Annotated in this window: 18 protein-coding genes; 12 read left to right on the top strand and 6 right to left on the bottom strand. The window is 39.6% G+C overall.

Annotated features, from left to right (window positions below; all coding sequences use genetic code 11):
• The first annotated feature begins 46 nt into the window (after positions 1–46).
• Positions 47–1,240, top strand: coding sequence for a copper amine oxidase (locus B3P16_RS05745; protein ID WP_286841714.1), 1,194 nt, complete (start codon positions 47–49; stop codon positions 1,238–1,240).
• Positions 1,237–2,112, top strand: coding sequence for a hypothetical protein (locus tag B3P16_RS05740; RefSeq protein WP_286841713.1), 876 nt, complete (start codon positions 1,237–1,239; stop codon positions 2,110–2,112). The genes B3P16_RS05745 and B3P16_RS05740 overlap by 4 nt, the downstream gene beginning before the upstream one ends.
• A 122-nt stretch (positions 2,113–2,234) precedes the next feature.
• Here B3P16_RS05740 and B3P16_RS05735 read toward each other — a convergent pair whose 3' ends face one another.
• Together B3P16_RS05735 and B3P16_RS05730 are read right to left on the bottom strand one after the other, a co-directional pair.
• Positions 2,235–2,933 (bottom strand): type 1 glutamine amidotransferase domain-containing protein, encoded by a 699-nt coding sequence (locus B3P16_RS05735; RefSeq protein ID WP_286841712.1) that lies wholly within the window; start codon positions 2,931–2,933, stop codon positions 2,235–2,237.
• Between the two features lie 132 nt (positions 2,934–3,065).
• Positions 3,066–3,641 (bottom strand): Crp/Fnr family transcriptional regulator, encoded by a 576-nt coding sequence (locus B3P16_RS05730; protein ID WP_286841711.1) that lies wholly within the window; start codon positions 3,639–3,641, stop codon positions 3,066–3,068.
• A gap of 687 nt (positions 3,642–4,328) precedes the next feature.
• On the opposite strand from B3P16_RS05730, the gene B3P16_RS05725 reads away from it, so the two are divergent.
• Together B3P16_RS05725 and B3P16_RS05720 are read left to right on the top strand one after the other, a co-directional pair.
• A complete protein-coding gene (locus B3P16_RS05725) occupies positions 4,329–5,681 on the top strand; it encodes a MutS-related protein (RefSeq protein WP_286841709.1) in 1,353 nt (450 codons plus the stop codon).
• 256 nt (positions 5,682–5,937) lie between these two features.
• The gene (locus B3P16_RS05720) at positions 5,938–8,781 is read left to right on the top strand and encodes a hypothetical protein (RefSeq protein ID WP_286841707.1); all 2,844 of its coding nucleotides are present in this window, start codon (positions 5,938–5,940) and stop codon (positions 8,779–8,781) included.
• 221 nt (positions 8,782–9,002) lie between these two features.
• On the opposite strand, the gene B3P16_RS05715 is transcribed toward B3P16_RS05720, so the two are convergent.
• On the bottom strand, positions 9,003–9,551 hold the full coding sequence (locus B3P16_RS05715; protein ID WP_159333120.1) for a hypothetical protein: 549 nt from the start codon (positions 9,549–9,551) through the stop codon (positions 9,003–9,005).
• A gap of 706 nt (positions 9,552–10,257) precedes the next feature.
• On the opposite strand from B3P16_RS05715, the gene B3P16_RS05710 reads away from it, so the two are divergent.
• From B3P16_RS05710 to B3P16_RS05690, 5 genes are all read left to right on the top strand, one after another.
• Positions 10,258–11,025 (top strand): pentapeptide repeat-containing protein, encoded by a 768-nt coding sequence (locus tag B3P16_RS05710; RefSeq protein ID WP_286841705.1) that lies wholly within the window; start codon positions 10,258–10,260, stop codon positions 11,023–11,025.
• 377 nt (positions 11,026–11,402) lie between these two features.
• Positions 11,403–11,741 carry a PadR family transcriptional regulator gene (locus tag B3P16_RS05705; protein ID WP_046675346.1) on the top strand — a complete coding sequence of 113 codons (339 nt, stop codon included), beginning with the start codon at positions 11,403–11,405 and terminating at the stop codon, positions 11,739–11,741.
• Positions 11,738–12,412 carry a hypothetical protein gene (locus B3P16_RS05700; protein WP_070568014.1) on the top strand — a complete coding sequence of 225 codons (675 nt, stop codon included), beginning with the start codon at positions 11,738–11,740 and terminating at the stop codon, positions 12,410–12,412. The genes B3P16_RS05705 and B3P16_RS05700 overlap by 4 nt, the downstream gene beginning before the upstream one ends.
• A gap of 18 nt (positions 12,413–12,430) precedes the next feature.
• On the top strand, positions 12,431–13,423 hold the full coding sequence (locus B3P16_RS05695; protein WP_070568012.1) for a hypothetical protein: 993 nt from the start codon (positions 12,431–12,433) through the stop codon (positions 13,421–13,423).
• A gap of 170 nt (positions 13,424–13,593) precedes the next feature.
• Complete coding sequence (locus B3P16_RS05690) at positions 13,594–14,259, top strand: hypothetical protein (protein ID WP_286753677.1); 666 nt, start codon at positions 13,594–13,596, stop codon at positions 14,257–14,259.
• A 106-nt stretch (positions 14,260–14,365) separates the two neighbouring features.
• Here B3P16_RS05690 and B3P16_RS05685 read toward each other — a convergent pair whose 3' ends face one another.
• Positions 14,366–15,301: an alpha/beta hydrolase family protein gene (locus tag B3P16_RS05685; protein WP_286841703.1), complete on the bottom strand. Its 936-nt coding sequence runs from the start codon at positions 15,299–15,301 to the stop codon at positions 14,366–14,368.
• 665 nt (positions 15,302–15,966) lie between these two features.
• On the opposite strand from B3P16_RS05685, the gene B3P16_RS05680 reads away from it, so the two are divergent.
• Positions 15,967–17,367, top strand: a complete 1,401-nt coding sequence (locus B3P16_RS05680) for an inorganic phosphate transporter (RefSeq protein WP_286841701.1) — start codon at positions 15,967–15,969, stop codon at positions 17,365–17,367.
• An 81-nt stretch (positions 17,368–17,448) separates the two neighbouring features.
• On the top strand, positions 17,449–18,282 hold the full coding sequence (locus B3P16_RS05675) for a universal stress protein (RefSeq protein WP_286841699.1): 834 nt from the start codon (positions 17,449–17,451) through the stop codon (positions 18,280–18,282).
• 181 nt (positions 18,283–18,463) lie between these two features.
• Here B3P16_RS05675 and B3P16_RS05670 read toward each other — a convergent pair whose 3' ends face one another.
• Positions 18,464–18,835 carry a nuclear transport factor 2 family protein gene (locus B3P16_RS05670; protein ID WP_070568001.1) on the bottom strand — a complete coding sequence of 124 codons (372 nt, stop codon included), beginning with the start codon at positions 18,833–18,835 and terminating at the stop codon, positions 18,464–18,466.
• A 263-nt stretch (positions 18,836–19,098) separates the two neighbouring features.
• Here B3P16_RS05670 and B3P16_RS05665 point away from each other — a divergent pair, with 263 nt between their 5' ends.
• Positions 19,099–20,685 carry a glycoside hydrolase family 16 protein gene (locus B3P16_RS05665; RefSeq protein ID WP_286841697.1) on the top strand — a complete coding sequence of 529 codons (1,587 nt, stop codon included), beginning with the start codon at positions 19,099–19,101 and terminating at the stop codon, positions 20,683–20,685.
• A gap of 58 nt (positions 20,686–20,743) precedes the next feature.
• Here the strand turns inward: B3P16_RS05665 and B3P16_RS05660 are convergent, their stop codons facing one another.
• Complete coding sequence (locus B3P16_RS05660) at positions 20,744–21,499, bottom strand: helix-turn-helix domain-containing protein (protein WP_286841695.1); 756 nt, start codon at positions 21,497–21,499, stop codon at positions 20,744–20,746.
• Positions 21,500–21,612: the final 113 nt, after the last annotated feature.

Below are 21,612 nucleotides of genomic sequence, written 5' to 3'. Positions count from 1 at the left end.
TGTTGCAGTGGAGGAACATTGTATTCATTCGTAAAAAAATAAAATTATGAACAAGCACATCAAAACAAGCTTATTGTTGATGTTAGGTTTAGTTTCGTGTAAAGTTGGATTTGCACAAAAAAATGATTTAAGTAGCGTGTCCAAAAAGATTGTCAGCGCAAATAAAGGCGATATCGTCCTGTTGGAGAATTTTTTAAAAACGGACTTTCCTAAGTTGCCTTACACAAAGACCGTATTACCAGGACCGCAGTATATCATATCTGATGATCCCGAGTATATTCGTGTTCCTGAGGCTATTGCATTACAGGAGACGGTTGACCCTGGGGCTGTTAGGTTGTATGTCTATAACGTCAATGGTGTCAAAGAACCACAAAAAATGCCGCGTAAGATTTCAGCGGTCATTAAAAATCTAGGCCATGAAAATATGCATTTTCGCATGCTGAAGTATGCTTCACAAAAACCGAGTTCAAACTATTTTGAAATTGGAAAGAAGGGGCTTGAGGACTACTTTTTATCTGCTGTAAACAATCAGGTGAAAGTGCTTAAACCAGGAGAAGTAATGGCTATCGATGAAAAACTGGAAAAACAGCTGGTACAATACGATGAACTCGTCCATGGGTTTTATGAGTTTGTGGTTGACCAGCCGGCGCAGATCGCTGTCATTCAATTTGCTCCAGATGAGTCTGGGCCAAAAGTGTTTCCGCGGATCAAGACCTTGATTCCTCATAGTCACGCAAACGCTGGTCGCGGTATTTTTCCGATTTCTAATTATCAGATTAATCCGACGGATACGCTCGATACCAAAAAAGGAGCAGTGCAGCTGATTGTGGCCGACGGGCAGGACGATCCATGGATCACGGGAACGATTGGTGCGAAAAAAGAATTTGCCAAGAATGCCGGAAACTACGGTGTGCTGTATAAAACAAAGATCAAATGGAAGAGTACAGACGGAAAAGGATTGGCTTTGGTCAGCTGGAACAGCCGATCTGGTGACAACCAATGGTGTGGTGGCATGGGGCTGACCATGGAACTTGTGGGTAAAGATGGTCAAAAGACCGTGATGCAATATCCCAAAAATGCGCTGATTACAAAAGGTTATCCAGAGGCAATTCTAATCGAAACTTATTGGCCCGACCCGAAGAAGGAAATACAGGAAATTGAATTCACCTATTCTCCTCCGGGAGCTTCCTGCCTACCGACCCCATTAATTTTTGTACCCATTGATCCGAAGAAATTATGAAACACATACGCTTACTTTTTTTACTAAGCTTGACCGCCTGCAGTGCAAAAAATGAATTTGTTAAACCAGAATTTCCGGTTGTAGGTGTTGATGGGAATGAGTATCTCAAAAATGAGGTGCGTCCGGCTTCTTCAAAAGCTTGTTTTCAAGGAGCCTACTATCGAAAAGTCGTTTCCAGTACAGATGTCTGGGTCGGCATTAAGGCCGAAGTTACCTTACCAAAGATGGAATTTGATCCGGCGCGATTGAACCCGGGCAAACCCAAGCAATACCTGGATAACCCCTCTGTTTATATGGGCGGTAACATGGGGGGACAAGAAACGGATATTGGCCTTACCTGGGAAGTTGTAAAAGATGAAAAAGGAAATGTGACCGAAGACAGGCGGGCTTTCCGACCTTTTTTGCGAAGGGCAGCACACAGCTCTGGTCAAGCAAGTCTTTATCAAAATGCACCGGCACAAGACGAATATTATTGGTATCCTGGCGAAAAGGTGCTGATGACATTGGAAATTGTTGGTCCAGGCATATTAAAATTTGCTATACAGGGTAACGGCAAGAAATATGAAGCTACGTTTGAAAGTGCAGGATATACCTTGGGTGGATTGGGGGAGTTTAAACGAGTGAACGCCATTGATCAGGTGGCCAATGAAGGAAAACCTGTGCAGGCAACAAAAACGAAAGTATTGGAAGCGATTTGGTCCTACAGCACTTTACTCCGCTATGATGCAAAGCAAGTGATCGAAGTACCTATGCATGCGGGACGGATGACGCAGATGGCCTGCCCAGCGGCACAATATTTTAAAATCCAACAAGATGCAGCCAACCTCAATAAAGGAGGGGAGAATGTACAGATAAATGGAGCCGGTTTTTAAATATTGCTCACAAAAAATATAAACGGCCAAAGCCAGTTTGTACTTTGCTGCTACCTATATAAAAATCAACAAGGTTTTTTCCTTTCAAGGAAATAACCTTGTTGATTTTAGCTAATTGTTTATTATACCTTGCTCAATAGAGTAAACAAAGCTTTAGCAGTTTCTTCCGAAGACGCAGGGTTTTGCCCGGTAATGAGATGGCCATCTTTGACTACATAACTATGCCAATCTTCCCCTTTGCTGTACTGTGCACCCAATTTTACGAGTTCATCTTCTACTAAAAAGGGAACAACAGCCGTTAATTGAACCGCTTCTTCCTCGCTATTTGAAAATCCGGTAACTTTTTTACCTTTGACCAGTGGCTGACCATTACTATCCTTGACATAGCGAAATACAGCTGGCGCATGGCATACGGCGGCGACAGGTTTGTTGTGGGCCCAAAATGACTCGATCAATGCAACGGATGTCTTATCGTTGGTTAAATCCCACAAAGGACCATGGCCCCCAGGATAGAAAATCGCATCGTAGTCCTGTTCATTGATCGTATCCAAGGCTAAGCTATTTGCCAATTTTGTTTGGAGCTCCTTATCTGCATCAAAACGTTTGGTTGCTTCTGTTTGAAAATCTGGGAGCGCACTTTTAGGATCGATTGGTGGTTGCCCTCCTTTTGGAGATGCTATGGTGACGTCCACTCCTGCATCTTGTAAAACATAATAAGGCGCTGCAAATTCCTCCACCCAAAAACCTGTTTTTTCTCCTGTATCACCCAATTGGTCATGTGATGTCAATACAACCAATACTTTTAATTTGTCTTTTTTCATATTAAATAACCAAGTCTGTTAAAAAATTATATGTTTAAAACGATAGTACAAAGTAGGGGATAAATTGCCGGAGCCCTATGTGATATACATCACAATTTGGAGAATGGTTTTGCTTTTGTGATCTAGATCACATTATTTGGCTTGGTATAGCCTGCTTAGTGTTTCGCGGGAAACGCCCAGATATGCTGCGATCAAATGTTTGGGAACGAGATTATAGAGTTCAGGGTATTGCTGCATGAGTTCCTCGTAGCGGCTCCGCGCATTGTTGTTCAGCAGTGACATTATTCTTTTTTGCAGCCCAATGTATCCTTTATTAGAACGCCATCTGAAAAAGGTTTCAACTTCGTGAATTTCCTTACATACTTTTTCCCTGTCCTCATTCGATAAGCAGAGCGTGTCTGCCTCGCTTACACAATCTAAATTGACTGTAGCCCTGCTCTGATTATGCAATGCATTATAATCAGAAGCCCACCAGGTCTGTGTGGCAAACTGTAAGATATGCATCTTTTGTTCATCGTTGGTAAAAAAAGTCTTTAAACAACCATTTAGCACAAAATACTCTTGTTCGACCAGATCTCCTATGCTGATAATCTGTTGTTTCTTTTTAAGGGAGATCGGTTTAAAAAAAGAAAAGAAGTAGTCGAATTGTTCGTCGTTCAACTGGACGGTCTTGTCGATATGTTGTCTCAGAATTTCACGTTCGTTCATAGCTAACAGTTACTTGATCGATTTAAAATTAACAAAATCTCACAAGGATAGCGAAGGGATGCATCAAGTTCCCTTCATATCCCCAATTAATAGGGAAATAACAATCTTTTTACAGCGTATTAACAAGGGGTTAGTAGGGGTAAATCCCCTACTAACCCCCTGTTATACCCCTGTTAACCCCCTGTAATATCCCTATAATATATTAAAATAATATTAATTTGATTTTAACTTGTTCCTAGACAAAAAGGGGACTTGAAATCCTTTAGCCGTGCTGCTAAATTTCCATGTTTAACCGGTTTAGTGATTTATAAAAAATGATTTTTTTAAATTTTATTTTGTTTATACAAAGTTATTTTCTATTTTAGTGTTGCCCATTCAAGGGCACTTTTCATAAAATAGGTTAATAATATGGCTAAAACACCCGGAGTACCCCATGCTTTCGGGTGTTTTTTTGTTTTTTACCCTTGCGTTATTTCCTTGGATATGTCCTATAAATTTAAATGCTTAAGAACCTATATCTTGCCTGATTGGCTCATTAGTTAAATATTTCCGTTTTAATATTCTAGAATAATCGCTAGTAATCTCATGATTATGAAAATTTATTTCGCTGTATAACGATTCTGCTACAGTGTTGCTAATTATAATGACTTTGAGTAAGTTTAAGGAAAGAGCCACAATAAATAAATTATGTCGATCGTTGACAAGCAAACCTTAGCGGATTTAAATGTTACCAACAATAGGTATAAGGATATGGTCGATTTTTTCGATTGTACAGTTACGCTAGGTGGGCGGGATATGTTGTATAGTTATTTTCTTAAACCTCTTTCCTCTAAATTGGAAATAGAAAGCAGACAGCATCTAATTCTTTTTATGCAAAAAGTTGAGATTTCGGATCTATTGGATAAGTATATGATGCAGGATCTGGAGCAATATTTGTCTCTGCCGCAAGAACCCTATTCACCTTCCAGGGCTACTTATTATCTCGAAATGGTATCAACGAATTTTTTGTCTTTGGATTTTAAAAAACGCGAGATACTTATTAAGCGATCTATTCACGAGATCGCTAAGATTACAGATGGTCTTGCTATTTTTTTAGCATCTGCAAAATCAGAAGGTCTTAGTTTAGCTATTCTCAAAGAATATCGTAAGCACGTAGATTGTGTTTTGGAAGATATCGATCGGGATGAGTTTAAGCAGTTGCTGAATAACAAATTTTCTAAGGAGCTGATGATCAAATACGATTATCTTTTTAGAAATATAAAACGAAATGCAATACGTGAGATTTTCGATGTTTTGTATCATTTGGATGCTTTGTTCAGTGTAGCAAAAAGTATCAAAGGAAAGAATCTTGTTTTTCCTCAAATTGAGGAAAAGACAGGGGGAGAGGATATGATCACCATACGTGGAGCTTATAATTTATTTATTGAAGATGCCATTAAAAATGATGTAGAAATAAAAAAAGAAAACAACCTTTGGTATCTGACCGGAGCAAATATGACGGGTAAATCTACCTTGTTGAAGACAATTGGAAGCTGCGTTTATCTGGCACATCTTGGTTTTCCGGTTTCAGCAGATGCGATGAAAACAGTACTTTTTGACGGAATATCGGCGACCATAAATTTAGGTGATAATATAAATGCAGGTGCAAGTCACTTTTTTAACGAAGTATTACGGGTTAAACATTTGGCGGAGTTACTGGCATCCGGTAAGCAAATGTTTGTTCTGATGGATGAGCTATTCAAGGGGACAAACCATGGTGATGCCAGTGAAGCAACCCTGGAATTAGTTAACTGTTTGAAAGGATACAAGAACTGTGTATTCTTATTGTCCTCACATATTACGGAAATTTGCCCCATACTGTATAAAGAAGGTATTGCACTGAAATATTTGGGGGTTCAGTTGGATGAAAAGGAGGGAATTATCTTTACATACCGACTTTTGGATGGTGTTGCCGAAGAAAAGTTAGGCATGTGGTTATTGCGCAAAGAACGGGTATTTGAGATTTTAAGGGAATTTGATTTGGGAATACAAAAAGAATGAGATTATTGTGATATTGATTATCTTGTTTCAGTTTTATAGTCTATGGTAAACTTTTGGTCAAACCGAATCAATTGTTTAAGCATTTTTTTAGGTGGTAAAATTGCAGATATCTTTGGATCCAGTAGACTTGACGAAGTAATGGGGAACGAACCAAATAAACAATGGGGCTCGGTAATACTGTTGAAAGCAAATAAAATCAAAGTTTTAAGCAAGTATCTGAAAGTCGCGTCAGTAAATGTATTGGCAAACTAAAAAGATGAATTACTTTAAAAAACAACTCTATATCCTGTGTCTACTAGGCGTGTTGGGCCAGGCAAAGCAGAGCTATAGTCAGCAGCTGCCGCTATTTAACAAAGAAAGCAACAACCTGTCTGGAGACTGGCTAATAGGAACTCCCCATGCGAAAGCAGGGCTCTTCAAGACGAAAGAAGGTCATTTGGTATTTTCCAACGGCTTGGTCAGCCGTACATTTACGACTTTTCCAAATGTAGCCAGTATTGGTTTGGACGAATTGACTGGAAATACAGCATTTCTAAGGTCGATTCGACCTGAAGCCAGTGTAACAATCGATGGGTTTACCTTTGATGTCGGTGGATTGGAAGGACAGAAAGTACATAATTACTTACTAAAAGAATGGATACCGAGTTTAAAGGCTAATCCCATGGCTTTTAAGTTCCATGACTATAAAATTGAAGAGACAAAACCCCGTTTTGGCTGGAAAAAAAGACCAAACTGGATGCCTAAAGATATGCCCTGGCCAGTGCCGGGCAAAGAGCTGACATTTAACTATACATTGGATCAACAGGCGATTGATGCTCTTGCCGCAAAGAGCAAAAGTGACCAAAACAGATCATTGCTGTTGGAAGATAAATTTCAGCGTTTAGCGTCCGACTGGAAGTTGATGGTGTCAAAATCACATGCACGTAATTCCTTTGTCAATGAAGGAAAAGTGGGCGAGATTATGGCACTGGAGAATGCGGCAGTATTTGCTGAAAGAGCGGTTCCTCAAGACGCAAAGGTACTCGTCGCCAAGATGAATAAAGGTACTGATCAATCCAACGATTGGGGATTGGGTTTTGGGCTAACACTAACGAATAGTAGCCCCAGACTTTATTGGCGAGCAAGCGAAGGCAAAGTAGTCTTTTTTGATGGCAAACGCGATAACGGAACCTTCGAAGTTGGTAAAGCAGATCAGCTATGGTTTAGATATGAAATAGCGGATAAAGAATTATTGGCACAAGCCTCTTTGGATGGACAACAATGGCATACTGTCGGTCATCTTTCGCTAAAGTCAGGTGACAAGATACAGTTGGTTCGTGTCGGAAAAATGGATCCAAACGGCGGGAACAAAGATGGAAAGGCTTCTACAAAGGAAGGTCGCTCCAAAATAGAAGGTTTTTGGGCATACGGTGATTTTTCATCCCAATTTGCAGGCGATCTGTCCAGTAAACTTGCTTATATGAAAAACGTTACGGTACAGGTTCATTATGATCTTTATGATGACATGCCGATCTTTAGTAAGTGGATTACTGTGCAGAATCAGTCGGACCGGGAAATTGTGGTTAATAGCTTTAAGAGTGAGCAATTGGCTGTATTCGAACCCGAAAGTTCGGTAGATCAACGCAATCGATGGCTGTTGCCAAACATCACGTTGGAAACGGATTATAACTTTGGCGGGATGAGCGAAGAGTATATTTATTCGTCGAGTGTGGAATGGAAAAAAGACCCCCTATATACAACACAGGTACACTATGACCGGGAGACGCCCTGTCTGTTGGAGGTTGCACCTAAAATGGGACCTGAGCAGAGGGTATCTTCTGGTGCTGAGTTTGCGAGTTATCGCGTTTGGGAACTGTTGAACGATAGCTGGGAACGTGAACGTAAGAGCCTTGGATACAGAAAAATGATGCGTTCCATGGCGCCATGGGCAACTGAAAATCCGATATTGATGCATGTACGGAGCTCGGATAACGAGTCGGTTAAAAAGGCAATTGATCAAGCAGCGGAAGTGGGTTTTGAAATGGTGATCATGACCTTTTGGTCTGGATTCAATGCCGAAGATGATTCTCCCGAGAATATTAAGCGCATGAAGGAGCTCGCTGACTATGCACATAGCAAAGGGATTGAACTTGGGGGCTATTCGCTCCTGGCCAGTCGGCATATTGATGCTAAAAATGACGTTGTGCTACCTGAAGGCATGCATCCTCGCTTTGGAAGTTCACCCTGTATTGAGAGTGAATGGGGCCAGACTTACTTCAAAAAGCTGTATAACCTGTATGAAAGTTCGGGACTGGGTGTATTTGAGCATGATGGCTCTTATCCAGGGGATTGGTGTTACGCCACCGATCATCCCGGACATCACAATGAAAAAGACTCGCAATGGAATCAGTTTAAACGGATTACTGACTTTTACAAATGGTGCCGTGAAAAGGGAATCTACCTGAATATTCCGGATATGTATTTCTTGAACGGCGGCAACAAAGTAGGAATGGGCTACCGCGAAGCGAATTGGTCATTACCGAGGGCACAACAGGAAATTGTGGAAAGACAGAATATCTTCGATGGTACCTGGGCGAAGGCACCATCGATGGGGTGGATGTTTGTTCCATTGGTAGAATATCAAGGTGGCGGCAAAGAGGCAACGATAGAGCCTTTGAAGGATCACCTGCCTCATTATGAACAACGCTTGGCCAATCTATTTGGCGCAGGTGTACAGGCTTGTTATCGTGGACCACAGCTTTATGACTCCCCAGAGACGAAAAATGTAGTAACCAAATGGGTGAATTTTTACAAGAAACACCGTGAAGTTTTGGACAGTGATATCATCCATGTGAGACGTCCTGACGGGATGGATTATGATGCTATTTTGCACGTAAATCCAGCGGGAAAAGAAAAGGGATTACTAATGATCTATAATCCATTGGACGAAGCGATAACACGAAAAATTAAGGTCAACTTATACTATACCGGACTGAAAGGAAATGTGCAAGTGGTTGAGCAAGATCAGAACAGTATGACAATGCCATTAAATGCAGCCTCGGAAGGGATCTTTGAGGTCAATATACCAGCAAAAAGTCAAACTTGGTTTGTGATTAAGTAAAGAGTCTTCTCATCATTGTGATGAGAAGACTCTTTTTTTACCCGATGGGATAGGGCATTCTATACGTTATTCAATATGGAGCAATTTTTTGCTCTGTTTCGAACGACCATTTTCATTAAAATCCTCCACCTAAAAATAGTAATCCTAATCGCTGTTGAAACTGCGGGCATCAAAGTTGTCGTCGTAGACGATGATCGCATTTTATCATAATTCATTGCCGGCTATTTGCCGTCCTCTTTCTTGGGGGGGCATTTTACAGACACGCCCGTTTCGAGTGTCAGTTCACCGGTCGTAGGGTTATAAATATCCTTGGATAGAATAGGAATTTCACCGGCAACTTTACTTTGTTCGGGGTTGTGTGTACGGTTATGGTAAGTCGGCACTTTTTCAAACTTGACCAATTTACCATTAATGCGTAGATTTTTTTGAACAATGGTTACTTTAGGTAATTTGTCGTATCGGATGACATTTAATCCTTCAAGATCCCTCGGCCTTTGTGCAAAATCGATGAAATACTTGTATTGCTCTAAGAACGATGTGATATGCCCTTTCATCTGAATCTTTTTACCCGGGAAGGCCAGTGAGCCTACATTGACCACTTTTTTTGTGCTTAAATCTTCGACATACATAGTGACCCAGGAATGTTCATAATCGCCCCAGCTGAAATAGGTTTCTTTAGGCTTAATAGGAATTGGTATAGTGTAAAGGGGATAAGATGAGGCTATCGGGAAAGACATATTCCGTAGCCATCTTCTTCTTGAGCTCTTCATCTATACTGCTGTTTTCATATTTTTTTTTAAGCTCCTCTTTGCTTTGGGAAAAGGTTATGCCGCTGAATAAGGTAAGCGGTACAAGCACTACCAAGATATTTTTTATCAATTTCATAAACAGTTTTAATTGCGTCCACCGATATACTTTTTTTTCTTATAGCAGTAAAGGGCTAATTAACCAGCCGATTAAAATAATACAATAAACGAATCGTAAATCATTTTTGGCGAATTGTAAACGGTGGCTTGAATCGCTGACCGAGCACTTTATATTTGGATACAAGAAATGCCGAAACAAATTCTGACGCTTTTGTAGAGTAAAAAATGAGCCAATCTTAATTTGTTAATTTATTGTGCTGCAGATTTATGTGCGACATTTTAATTTTAATTGTCATAGTAGATAGTGCCTTACACGTAAGGTAAATGTTTTTCATAGGTAGTAAGCCGTAAAGGACTCCCGTCCTTGCGGCTTTTTTGTGCCTATTGGTCAGTTGAAGAATGGCTGACATATTCCTATAATTAGTTTGCAACGACATGTTATATGTCTTGGCTGTTTTAGGCTGGGATAAAAAAAATAAAAAAAGTCAAAATTCCTTTAGGACGTTTTGTCTTTCCCGTTGTCATCATTGTATAAATGGAGATTTTGGCCGTTAAATATCCATTTGAAATGCAACTACTATGAAATTTTAGCCTATTAATCATTTTTAGCATGGCACTGACTAATAAAATATTCCAGCAAAGTGAGATTGAAAGTTTTGAATTCAATCACAAAGTCTTAAAAAACTGTTCTTTTATCGATTGCAAGATAAAAGGGAAAAGCTTCATGAACTCCATGTTTCGTGATTGTAAGTTCATTCGCTGTGCCTTTGTAGACTGTAACTTTCAGTCTGTTGTTTTTCAGGAATCTGGGCTTTGGATGGAAAGTACATTCGAAGCGAATGATTTTTCGAAAGCCATCATTGGAAATCTAAAAATTGAAAAATCGTCCTTCCTTTACAATACATTTGACAAAACAACTTTCGACGGGACGAATTTGATTCATGTGGTATTTAAGGGAAAGATCAGTTCTTCATGGTTTTATGGAATTCCTTTTACAGAAGATTTATATTCCACCAATCTTTTTATTCTCAAAAAAGCCAAACCATTAAAGACTCCCTTGGTAAATTTTGGTCATGCAGAATTAAAGGACGTTATATTTTCTCGAGGGCTAGATCTCTCCAGTACAGTTTTTCCAAACCAAGAGCATCTTAAAATCATCAATAATCCCAGACGTTTTTTTGATAGTTTCCTCAAAAGGTCAAGAGAAGTGTTTACGGATAATGAATCGTTGGTTTTCTGTCGGGACTTGGTGGATAATGTCTTGTATAAGCCCGAAAATAGGGGGATGCCAATTATATTGGTCGATCTAAATCAGTTTTACCCCTCATTGAATGAAAATAGAGATCGTCTTATTGTTGATCTATTAAAAGCAGGATAATCATATCATTCTATATATAATTGTTAATGCAAAGCCGTTTGGAGTTCCCAGCTCTAGCGGCTTTTTCGCTCCCGACCTGCTTATGCCTTTATTCGCTCCTGTCATTACCTTTGTTCGCTCTTGTCCCTAGTAAACACTTAGCTGAAACCTTGTGTTTACCTAGTGAACTAGGTTAAGACTGGGCGATTCATAGGGATTTGCTAGGTGAATTCCAAAAGCAAGGCAAAAGCAGGGTAGAAGCAGTGCAGTCAAAAGGCCGTGCAAAGACCAAATCTGATGATTGAAGTTAAAATGCAACCTGCTGTATCATAGTTTTTTTATGTTTTTGTATATATAATAAAATTAGGTATATTTAATTACTTTTTTAAGATGAACGAATGAAAGATACGAAGTTATTAAAAGGCACTTTACAAACGATTATTCTGAAGCTATTGTCTGGAACGGAAAGAATGTATGGCTATGAAATGACCCAGCAGGTAAAACTCTTAACAGATGGGGAGTTTATCCTCACTGAGGGAGCGCTCTATCCTGCATTACATAAGCTAGAAGCGGAAGGGCTTCTGGATACAGCAATAGAAGTTGTCGATGGAAGAGCAAGAAAGTATTACTCCCTGACAGTGAAGGGAAAAAAAGCGCAGATAAGTAAAATGAAAGATGCGTTGACCTTTGTGGAGAAGTTGCAGGTTATTTTGAACACGAAACCAATTGTATCATGACAGAAAAGAAATTGACCAAAGCGGAGTTAGGTATTCTGATGGATTTTATCCGTTCTAAAGGATATCATTATGTTGATGTTCAACTTGAAATTTTGGATCACTTCGCCTGTAAGGTAGAGGAACTGATGTCTTCAGATGCCGGCATGTATTTCAATCGAGCCATTGATCTCGCTTATGCCAGTTTTGGAGAGGCAGGGTTTGGAAGCATTGCAGCTAGTTATGAATTGAATCTGCAAAGAAAACAGATCAATAAATTTCCTGCTGATTTTTTACAGTTCGTCAAGCATTGGCATAGTGCAATTTATATCGTGTACTTCACATTGTTCTATTATTTTGTGCCGCTCGATGCAGATGCTTTTTGGACGGGATTAAAATTAGGGATGATTGGTACACTAGTTTTTTATATTCCAGTATACCTATTGCGGCATCGGCCTCGAGGGAACAAATACTGCGTTTATCGCAATTATCTTGGTTTAACAATACCGATTATGGTTTTGATCATCGGGTTGGTTTCTTCGGAATGGATCGTTAATTATGTTCCTTTAGCTTTGTATCGTGTTGTTATTCTTATTTTTATGTATATTGGATTAGGAATTTTGTCTATCTTTGAGAAGAATCTAAAGGCCATTGTCCGACGGGTAGATGAGATCGAAGTGCTGCACCAGAGCTGACGATTAATTTTTTAAATTATGAAATATCTTTTCCTGTTGTTATTAAGCATTTGTTTTTTGTCCAGTTGTGACAAAGAAGATAGTGATTTTGACGCTAGGGAGATCGGTGATGGAACAATGGCTAAAAGGTATCAATTTGTAGGGCGTTCCGTCGGGTTTTCGGTTAGCCAGATCTACGTGGATGGCACTACAGATAAAAACTTCTATTTGGGGACAGTTTGGGGATTAAAAGATACTACGCCGCAACTAAAACTAACTTCCCTTCGCAATTATAAACCTTTCAAGAGCACAATTTCTTCTACACAGCCAACTTTAGCTCCAATCCGTATCATTCCTGGATTTGATGCTGTGCGAGCTTTCGCTAAGAAAAGCAAGGGGGAACCGGCTGTTTTGAGGCAGTCGTCTGTAGGGGCATTTTTCGATTATAGAGCGATACGCTACCATCTTAATAATAGCCCTGACGTAGATAGTGTACTCAAATTGGTCCGTCACCATGATTCTACCACGATAAAAAGAGCTAATAGCCTGTTATTGCGTCGAGAACATATTACATTTAGTCTCCATGCGGATCTGAAAGACTATGAACAGGCTTTTAGTAAGGATGCACTAGGGAAGTTAAAAAAATCAGGATATAATCCCTACTATGTTTCGTCAGTCAACTATGGTACCCACTCGATTATGATGGGAGAAAGTGATTTTCCACGTGGTGATCTTAAAAACGTATTGGAAAAATTGCTGTACAATCAATTTCTGACGAAAACCGACGAAACGGTGTTAAATCGTTCCGATGTGCTGGTTTATTTGCGTGGTGGACGTCAAACTAGTTTTATTAGACGCGCAACAGGTTTGGACGCTATTAAAAAACTTGTCATTGATTATAAAAATGAACTTGAACTGCAACAGAATAGCTTTGACTACCCCATTAGCTATAGTCTAGGAAACCTTAATTCCTATGGGGACCTGAAATTCTGGTACTCTTATGATTTTCTCGTCCGTGAGGAAAAAGAATGATTTTTATTTAAACATTTGGATAATTAAAAGGATATTTTTTACATTTGGGCTATTGTCGCAAACGGCATCATAGCGCAGTTTCCTGTCTATCTATTTTAAACATGGCATAACCATTAATTAGCCTTTTTGCTTCAATACCATTATTAGCTAAAAACAATTAAAGAAGAACTATGGAAGAAACAATTAAGACATTGATCTACATTCACGCGTTTTTTGGTGGGGTAGGATTGATTACCGGCCTGATCAGTGTGGCTGTAAAAAAGGGAGGAGCAGGGCATAAGAAAATGGGGATAATATTTTCCTATGCGATGGTGATTAGTTCTTTAATTTCACTCGTTATTGCGAGAATGCCGGGCCACGAAAACACATTTTTATTTTTGATCGGTATCTTTACCATCTATCTCATTCTGGCGGGTAATCGCGCGTTGACTTTACGCAGTAAGATTAAACAACAGGCCGATTGGAAAGACAAACTTATTTCGGCTACGATGCTGCTTGCATCGGTTGGTATGTTATGTCTTGGTTTAATTGGATTAATACAGCAGGTGGCAAATTCTGTTTTATATGTCTTTTTTGGTGGTTTTGGTGCATTTATGAGTATTCGGGATTTTCAGCTGTTTAAAAGTTTCAAAGAAAAGAAAAATGGCTGGCTGGTCAGTCACTTGGGTCGTATGGTAGGTGCATTGATTGCGTCGGTGACTGCCTTTTTAGTTGCCGGGATTCAGCTTGGTTCAACGCTGGTTTGGATTACGCCAACCATCATCGGCACCTTGTATATCATCTATTCCAATAGAGCATTGAACAAAAATAAAGTGCTTCGTGCAGATTTGCATTAATCCAGCGAGTTAAACATTTGAATTGATTGAAGAAAGGCCTAAGTTTTTTATTTAGGCCTTTTTTAATGCTTGATCTTATGCTCATGAAACCTTGTCAAGAGGTTTTTTATGACTTTTTTTTACTCCTACTTTTGATCCAGTTCAATGCAATAGTGCTAGGTTCGCTAGATGCCGAAAGGCTTGTATTGTGATCTAATAAAGGAAATAGGCAATATTCGAAAGGCTTTCCTTGTGCTTTAAGTGCATTGAGATGTTCAATGGATAAACCTACAGGTATTTGGATATCTTTGGATCCAAAAAGCCAGAGCCCTGGAGTTGTTATCGTTTTAAGTGGTGTCATGGGATCGGTATTTGTAAATTGATAGCGATCCGGATCATTTGCCACATGTTGTCTAGCATCGGCTTCCGTATGTTTATCCCAAAAATCTTTTTTCCCATTCGTAAAGAACTGGAAGCGAAGCTGCTCACGGGCAGGGATGACTGCTCCACTGTACAAGACAAAAAAGTCGACCAAAGGATTTTGGTTGGTAGCTAAGGGAATGATCCATCCTGCTTGGCTGAATCCAAGTAGTCCCATTGGAATGTTCGCCTTCCCGAGTTGCTGATGGAATGCTTTTACCGCTGCTTGTGCATCTTTGGCCAGCAGGTGGAGGTTGGCAGAGTCGATATTATTTGTACCTACCTCAGGACCAGCATAGGTTCCCTCAGATTTACCAACTCCGCGCTTATCATAAGTAAATACAGCAATACCGTTTTGGGCTAAATATGAGGCAAACTCCATCATCCTTTTCTCTTGTCCAGAACCATGGATAAGGACAATGGCAGCATGGGCACGGCGAGGCTGAAGTATGGTTCCTGTTAACTTAATACCCTCACTCTTAAATACAATATCTTTTGTGGACCAGTCTAAAGATTGGGCTTTTGCATGTTGCGCAAAGAACAGACAATAAATGGCGAAGAGAAAAGGTAGCGCACGAAGTGTAAGCCACTGTAAGGGAGCATAGTTCGTCAGGGAACAGTTTAATGAGGAGGATTTAGGCATAATTAATTCGGTGTTAAATTTATTTTTGTCTAAAGTAACGAGTTTAAATTTAAAAAGTTTGTGCTTTTCGGTGGACTGTAGGTTTGAATCGGTAAATCGTCCTGTTTTTGCTGTAAATGGCGGATCAAAATTCCCTTGAATCGTCTGCTTGGTTTTTTGCAGATAGCAATGTCCATTCTTGAAAAAGGTTTAACACGGCTTTTACTTTACGGTTGGTCTAATACGACTCTTACTTCACAGCTGGTCTTTTACGGGGTTTTGATTTGTCATATTTATTTGGGTAAAAACTAGTGGTCAAATTTGATTTTATTCCGTTTTATAATCATTATTTCTACGGAACTTATTCGGTCTTTATTCGCTTTCATCCTTATGAAGTCCGAATGAGGTCCCTATAAAGTCCGTATTAGCTCCCTGAAAATTAAGAAATTTGTGAGAAATAAAATAGCGACGGAATAAGATTCGTTAACAGTGTTTTAAGTTTTTCTTTCTTGTTTTATAAGGTAATATTTCCTTTATCAAAAGTTAATATGTGAAAATTACTTTTGATTTGAATGAAGCGATTGTTCCTGCGGTAGTTTTCCTTGAGAAAAACTCAGTAAGTAAGAAAAACTCAGCAAGGACAGCCATAAATCTTATGAAAGAATAATATGCACATTTTCTGCAACATGATTCCTCTCTTAGGGGAAACCGACCTTAGTACTGGACTTCTTATTGTTTTTGCCCTTTGTTTATTTGCCGTTGTGGCCTTTGAATTTGTCAATGGCTTTCATGATACCGCAAATGCTGTTGCAACGGTCATTTATACCAAAGCACTTAAACCAATTGTAGCCATTCCTTGGTCTGGTTTTTGGAATTTTCTAGGTGTTTTTGCAGGTGGGATAGCCGTGGCTATGGGAATCCTTAAATTGGTGCCTCTGGATACCTTAATGGCACTTCCGGTTTCCGTAGGCGCTTGTCTGGTCCTTTCTGTATTATTGGCTGCTATTATCTGGAATTTAGGGACCTGGTATTTTGGTATTCCTTGTTCGAGTTCACACACCCTGATCGGTGCCCTTATCGGGGCAGGTATAGGTTTCACCTGGTATTATGGGGGCAGTGGTGTCAATTGGCATAAGGCCGAGGAAATTGGTCTTTCTTTGATTCTGTCACCTTTGATTGGTTTTGGTCTAGCAGTGTTATTGATGCTCTTTTTGAAGCATGTCGTCCGTTATAAAGCACTTTTTCACATTCCACAAGGGGAAGATGACAGACCCCCATTTTTAGTACGGGGTATTCTTATACTGACCTGTACATTGGTCAGTTTTTTTCACGGAAGTAATGATGGACAAAAAGGAGTAGGGCTGTTTATGCTGATCTTAATTGCATTTCTGCCTGCCCGTTTTGCAATAAACCATTCTGTACCAGATGCCGCTGTCATTAAAACGCTCGATCAAACGGAGATCGTGTTACAGACAATTGCTTCCAGTAATGTAACTCAGGGAATGATGTTTGCGCAAGTCAATCAGGAGATTGAGCTAGTCAAGCTACATTTGATGGATAAAAGTGTAACGGATAAAGCCGGGACGTTTAAATTCAGAAAAGAGGTTGAAGGTTTAGTCAAATCCATCGCTACATTGGAGCGTAATAAACAGATCAATATCAATGCTGAAAATAGATTGGAGCTCAATCGTAAGTTGGGCGAATTGAAGCATCTTACGGACTTTGCCCCGATCTGGGTGATCTTAACGATTTCGGTAGCATTAGGTTTGGGAACAATGATCGGTTGGAAACGTATTGTCGTAACGATTGGTGAAAAAATAGGAAATGAACATTTGAGTTATGCTCAGGGGGCCTCAAGCGAGATTGTCGCAGCTTCGACAATTGGTATCAGTACCGTATTGGGTTTGCCTGTTAGCACAACGCATGTGCTCTCAAGTGGTATTGCCGGTTCAATGGTCGCTTCTGGCGGAAAGAGCAATCTAAATAAAGGAACACTTAAAAGTATCGGTCTTGCTTGGGTACTTACTTTACCTGTGTCGATTGGCTTGGCCCTATTACTATTTGTGTTCTTCCATCTTTTTATTTAGTTGATTGTTATCTGAATGTTTTTGTCATCCATTGACTTTGTACACATGGCTATTGGCAGGTTAATATTAAAAACTTAAAAAATGAAACAAATTCTTGTTGCCTCCGATTTTTCAATCAATGCAAGTCATGCTTTGCGTTATGCCTTGTCTTTGGCTTCTCGTTTGAATATGGAAGTTGCTGTTGTACACGCCATACACCCGACAGAAGGAATCAATAACAGTACTTATAACGCGATCTTTATAGAAGATTATTACGCTAGAAAACGCGCTGCTTTGCAAGAATGGACTGATCAGGTAGTCCAGGAAAATAAATACAATGACCTTAAAGTGAGATCTGTTGTCGAAGTAGGTTATCTGCGTAATGTAGTCACAAAGTATGTTGAATATACCGATGTTTCTTTTTTGGTGATGGGAATCACTGGGGCGACGGGCATTAAAGAAATTGTCGGTAGTAATGCAAGTATGGCTGTGACAAAATTGCGTATTCCGACCTTGATTGTACCTCCTGAAAGTAATCTGTCCGCTATTCCGGTCATTACATTGGCAACGGATTACAAAACCACAAAATTGTCTGTGCGTGATGTCAAAGCGCTCAATCGTATTTTAAAACTTTCGGACCCCAAGAAGTTGGAAATTCTACATGTTTCAGAAAGGGATTTGGACGAAAAGCTGGTGCGTAATGGGGAGAAAAAAATGTGTCAGTTGCTTCCTAACGTAACTATCAACTTTAACTATGTGGATGAGGATGATACACGCCCATCGTATGCGATCGTTGATTTTGTGGAAAACAATCAGACCGATATTCTATGTTTGGTCAAACGCAACCATAATATGATTTATCGTTTATTTGCAAGTAGTACGGTGAATGAAGTTCTGAACCGATCGGTTAAAGCGGTTTTGGTGTTGCATGAATAGTCTATGTCGAAACTTTTTTACGCTATATATCAAGCCGTTTTGGATTTTCCAAGCGGCTTTTTTTCAATGACAAAATGATGGATTGATAATTCAGAAACCAATTTTGAGCCAGCAGGCAATCAGTATCACCTTAAATTAACCTAAAAATCTCCACAAGTCATCGTCCTGTGGAGATTTTTCACTATAGTCCCTTATAGTGCGCTGAAACTTTGCATATTTTTCCATGTACGTCTAATTCCATATATTCCGCGGAAAGCGAATCGTTGACGCTTTTATAGAAAAGTACCATGGAGTTTACGCCCGTAAGTATGTGGTAAAGCTCAAAATGAAGTTCTGGATATTTTTCCAGTGCGCTTTTAAAATAAGCTTTTAATTCTTCTTTGTTCTTTATATTTCCCGCCGTATTCACACCCATTTTCTGAATAATGGGGGAGCGAAAGTCAATGTCTTCACTATAGTGTCGCATAATTGTATCTAGATCGTGTTGGTTCCAGGCATCAACCCAATGTTGCGCAAGATCTGCAGGCTGATTAAAATTATCTAGTGTATTCATGTTGTATTAAAAATTAATCGATGTATCTGACGGAATTGTCAAACCAAACCGCTTAAAGCAATATACATAATTTAACTGTTTTATCTGCCGTAAGGATGGATAAACCGTTATTGACCCACAATTTGTTGGAATCGCTAAATTGAACAAACGGTTGCGTTTTGATCAGAGTTGTCAATGCTGATAATTCTCGTTATTATCGTAAGGTTATAGTCTGTTCGTAAGCAGATTGACTATAGTTTGTTCGTTTATAAAATAAGAAAATTGTGAAAAAATATCTATTTCTTGCGGGTATTCAGGTAATGTCAGTGCTAGGGTTATCAGCCCAAACGACAAGGTCAACTGTGCCATTACAGCTATTGGGTACCCGGAGTTGGATCCGTGTAGACACGAAGGATAATCAACCGAGCATGTCCGGAGCGAAAGTCTTTTGGGCAAAAACGAATAAGAAACCGCAAACAGCCAATGCGATATTAGCAGAAGGTGCCAAACGTTATTATATTCAGCAGGTGGAGCCTGAAACGACCTATTATATCTGGATAGAATCTGCTACAGGAAAATCCTTGGCGAATGGAAAAGTGTATACGAGCAAGAAGTGGCAGCTGGATGATACTGAACTCGATGAGGAGCAAAAGAATCCAAGCTCAAGAGCTGTTCCTATTGGTATGGAAGTCTATTGGCAGGATGAATTTAACGATCAGTTACTTAATCGGAATAAATGGACGACCAACTATTTCTCGTCCCTGAACTATCTGAATGAAAAATCCAAGGATGAAATGTTGCATGATCGTTTGCCACAACCCGCTTATACTTTAAATGGATCAGCGATCAATCTGTATGTCAATGATACCATTCCCAAGCGGATTTTTACGGAGGGTGGCAACCAAAAGATTTCATCCATCCAAACCTACGATTGGAAGTCCAATGAAAATCTATTGGACAACAGCAAAGGTGGGTACTTTGAAGTTAAGGTGAGACGCAACCGCCAGGGTAATCCAAAGGGAACAAATACAGCTTTTTGGTTTGATTCACCAGGACCAGATATTCGTTATTATCTTCAAGAAGGATCTGAAGTGGACGGAATTAAAGGCATTCGTCCCAAGGGACAGCTTTTTGAAATAGACGTTTTCGAGTATATTACAGCTCAATTTGTGATACATGGACATGTCGATCAAAAAGGGGTATTTCAACGTAATCTTGCTACACATATTGCGGAGGGGTATGAACATGTGGGACAATGGGTAACACATGGGGTATTATGGACACCTACCAGTATTAAACATTATATCAATGGAGACCTGATCAAGGAGTATACGAATAAAAATCAGATTTATTCACCCAACCACTTTTTGAATGTATTTCTTGGAGCCTATGGTTCTGAAGGCGGAGTCAATATGGAGGTCGATTATATTCGGGCTTATAATTGGCCTTTAAAGGATGGTAATGAACTGCCGAATCCGGATTTTGAGGGCAAGGCTGGCCTTGCACCTTGGGAAGGAGCAGCGGTCATCGAAGAAGGGCGTGGAGAAAAAGGCAGTAAAGCGGTCGTACTTGCGCCGGGTCAAAAAATAGAGCAATATGTTTATTTGAATCCTCAACAAGACTTCAAGCTTGGCTATTGGAGTAAAGGAGGTAAAGTTCAGGCGGAAGTGGATGATGTTGCTGTCGTAACAGGAAAGTTATCGACTTTAAAGACTTTAATAGCTGATTCAGGAAAGAGAGGTGGAAAACAGGCCGTTGATTTTGTTACTGGCAAGGAGATCAATCCGAATAAAAAAATAGTTCGGATCGGATTTATCAATATAGGAACGGAAAAGGCATTATTGGATAATATCACGTTGAAAAAAAGATAGTTATAGTGTTGTTTTCTTAGTAAATAACGGCTCTATGTATATCACGTAGGAGCCATTTTTATGTTTTTTTATGTGGTAAATGTTTCTTTTGATATGCTGAAGGTGACATATTTGTCTGTTTTTTGAAGAAATGAGAGAACGTAGCGGAGTCCTCAAAACCCAATTCAATTAGCGTAGTCTTGATTGGATTGGCCCCCAAACGCAGCAGGTGTATAGCTTCCTTTAACAAACGATTATGAATCAGTTTGAGGGGGGTAGTCTCCATGTATTGCTGTGTTTGTATCCAAAGAGTTGTTGCAGTTATATTCAATAAATTTGCGTAATAAGCGACATGGTGTTCTTTTTTATAATGAAGTTCTATTAATTCAAGAAAGCGATTCAGGATGGCTGGATAAGTATATGGTGCTAAATTATCGATGTGTTTGGTTAAGGAGCGGTTAATCTCTAGTAAGCTAGTTCCCAAACGTGATAAAATGAGTGATAATAGTGGCTGATAACGAGAGAGTTCCTCACGGATCTTATCGAATTCATAGCGAAGCCTCTCAAATTCATATGCTGCGATTTGAAGTATCGGATAATCTTTAAGAAGTTTTATGTTGATTGAAAGCGTATGACATAATTTTTCAAAATTTTGCCAGGGAATTCTAAAATGATAAACAGCGGTTTCTTTGAAAAAATAGAAAGAACTTGACTGACCAGGGAACATTAAATGAATTTGATAACCCATTATATTAAGTTGCCCTTGATCAATCTGACGGATACCTCCTCCCGAGTGTATTAAGATAAGGGTCAGCACCTCTTTGCTTTTGAGCATATGGCAGGTGTGTACTCTGATATTCCGCATTCGATATAAAAAACCGAGATGCTCTACCTGTTCGTCGCATGTTGTTATGTTTGCAGTATTAAACATAGTTATTTTGGTCTGAG

The sequence above is a fragment of the Sphingobacterium sp. UBA7631 genome, assembly GCF_002483935.1.
GTDB classification, from domain to species: Bacteria; Bacteroidota; Bacteroidia; order Sphingobacteriales; family Sphingobacteriaceae; genus Sphingobacterium; species Sphingobacterium multivorum.
Note: the sequence above shows the minus strand (reverse complement) of the source record. Positions and strands in the feature narration are given on the sequence as shown.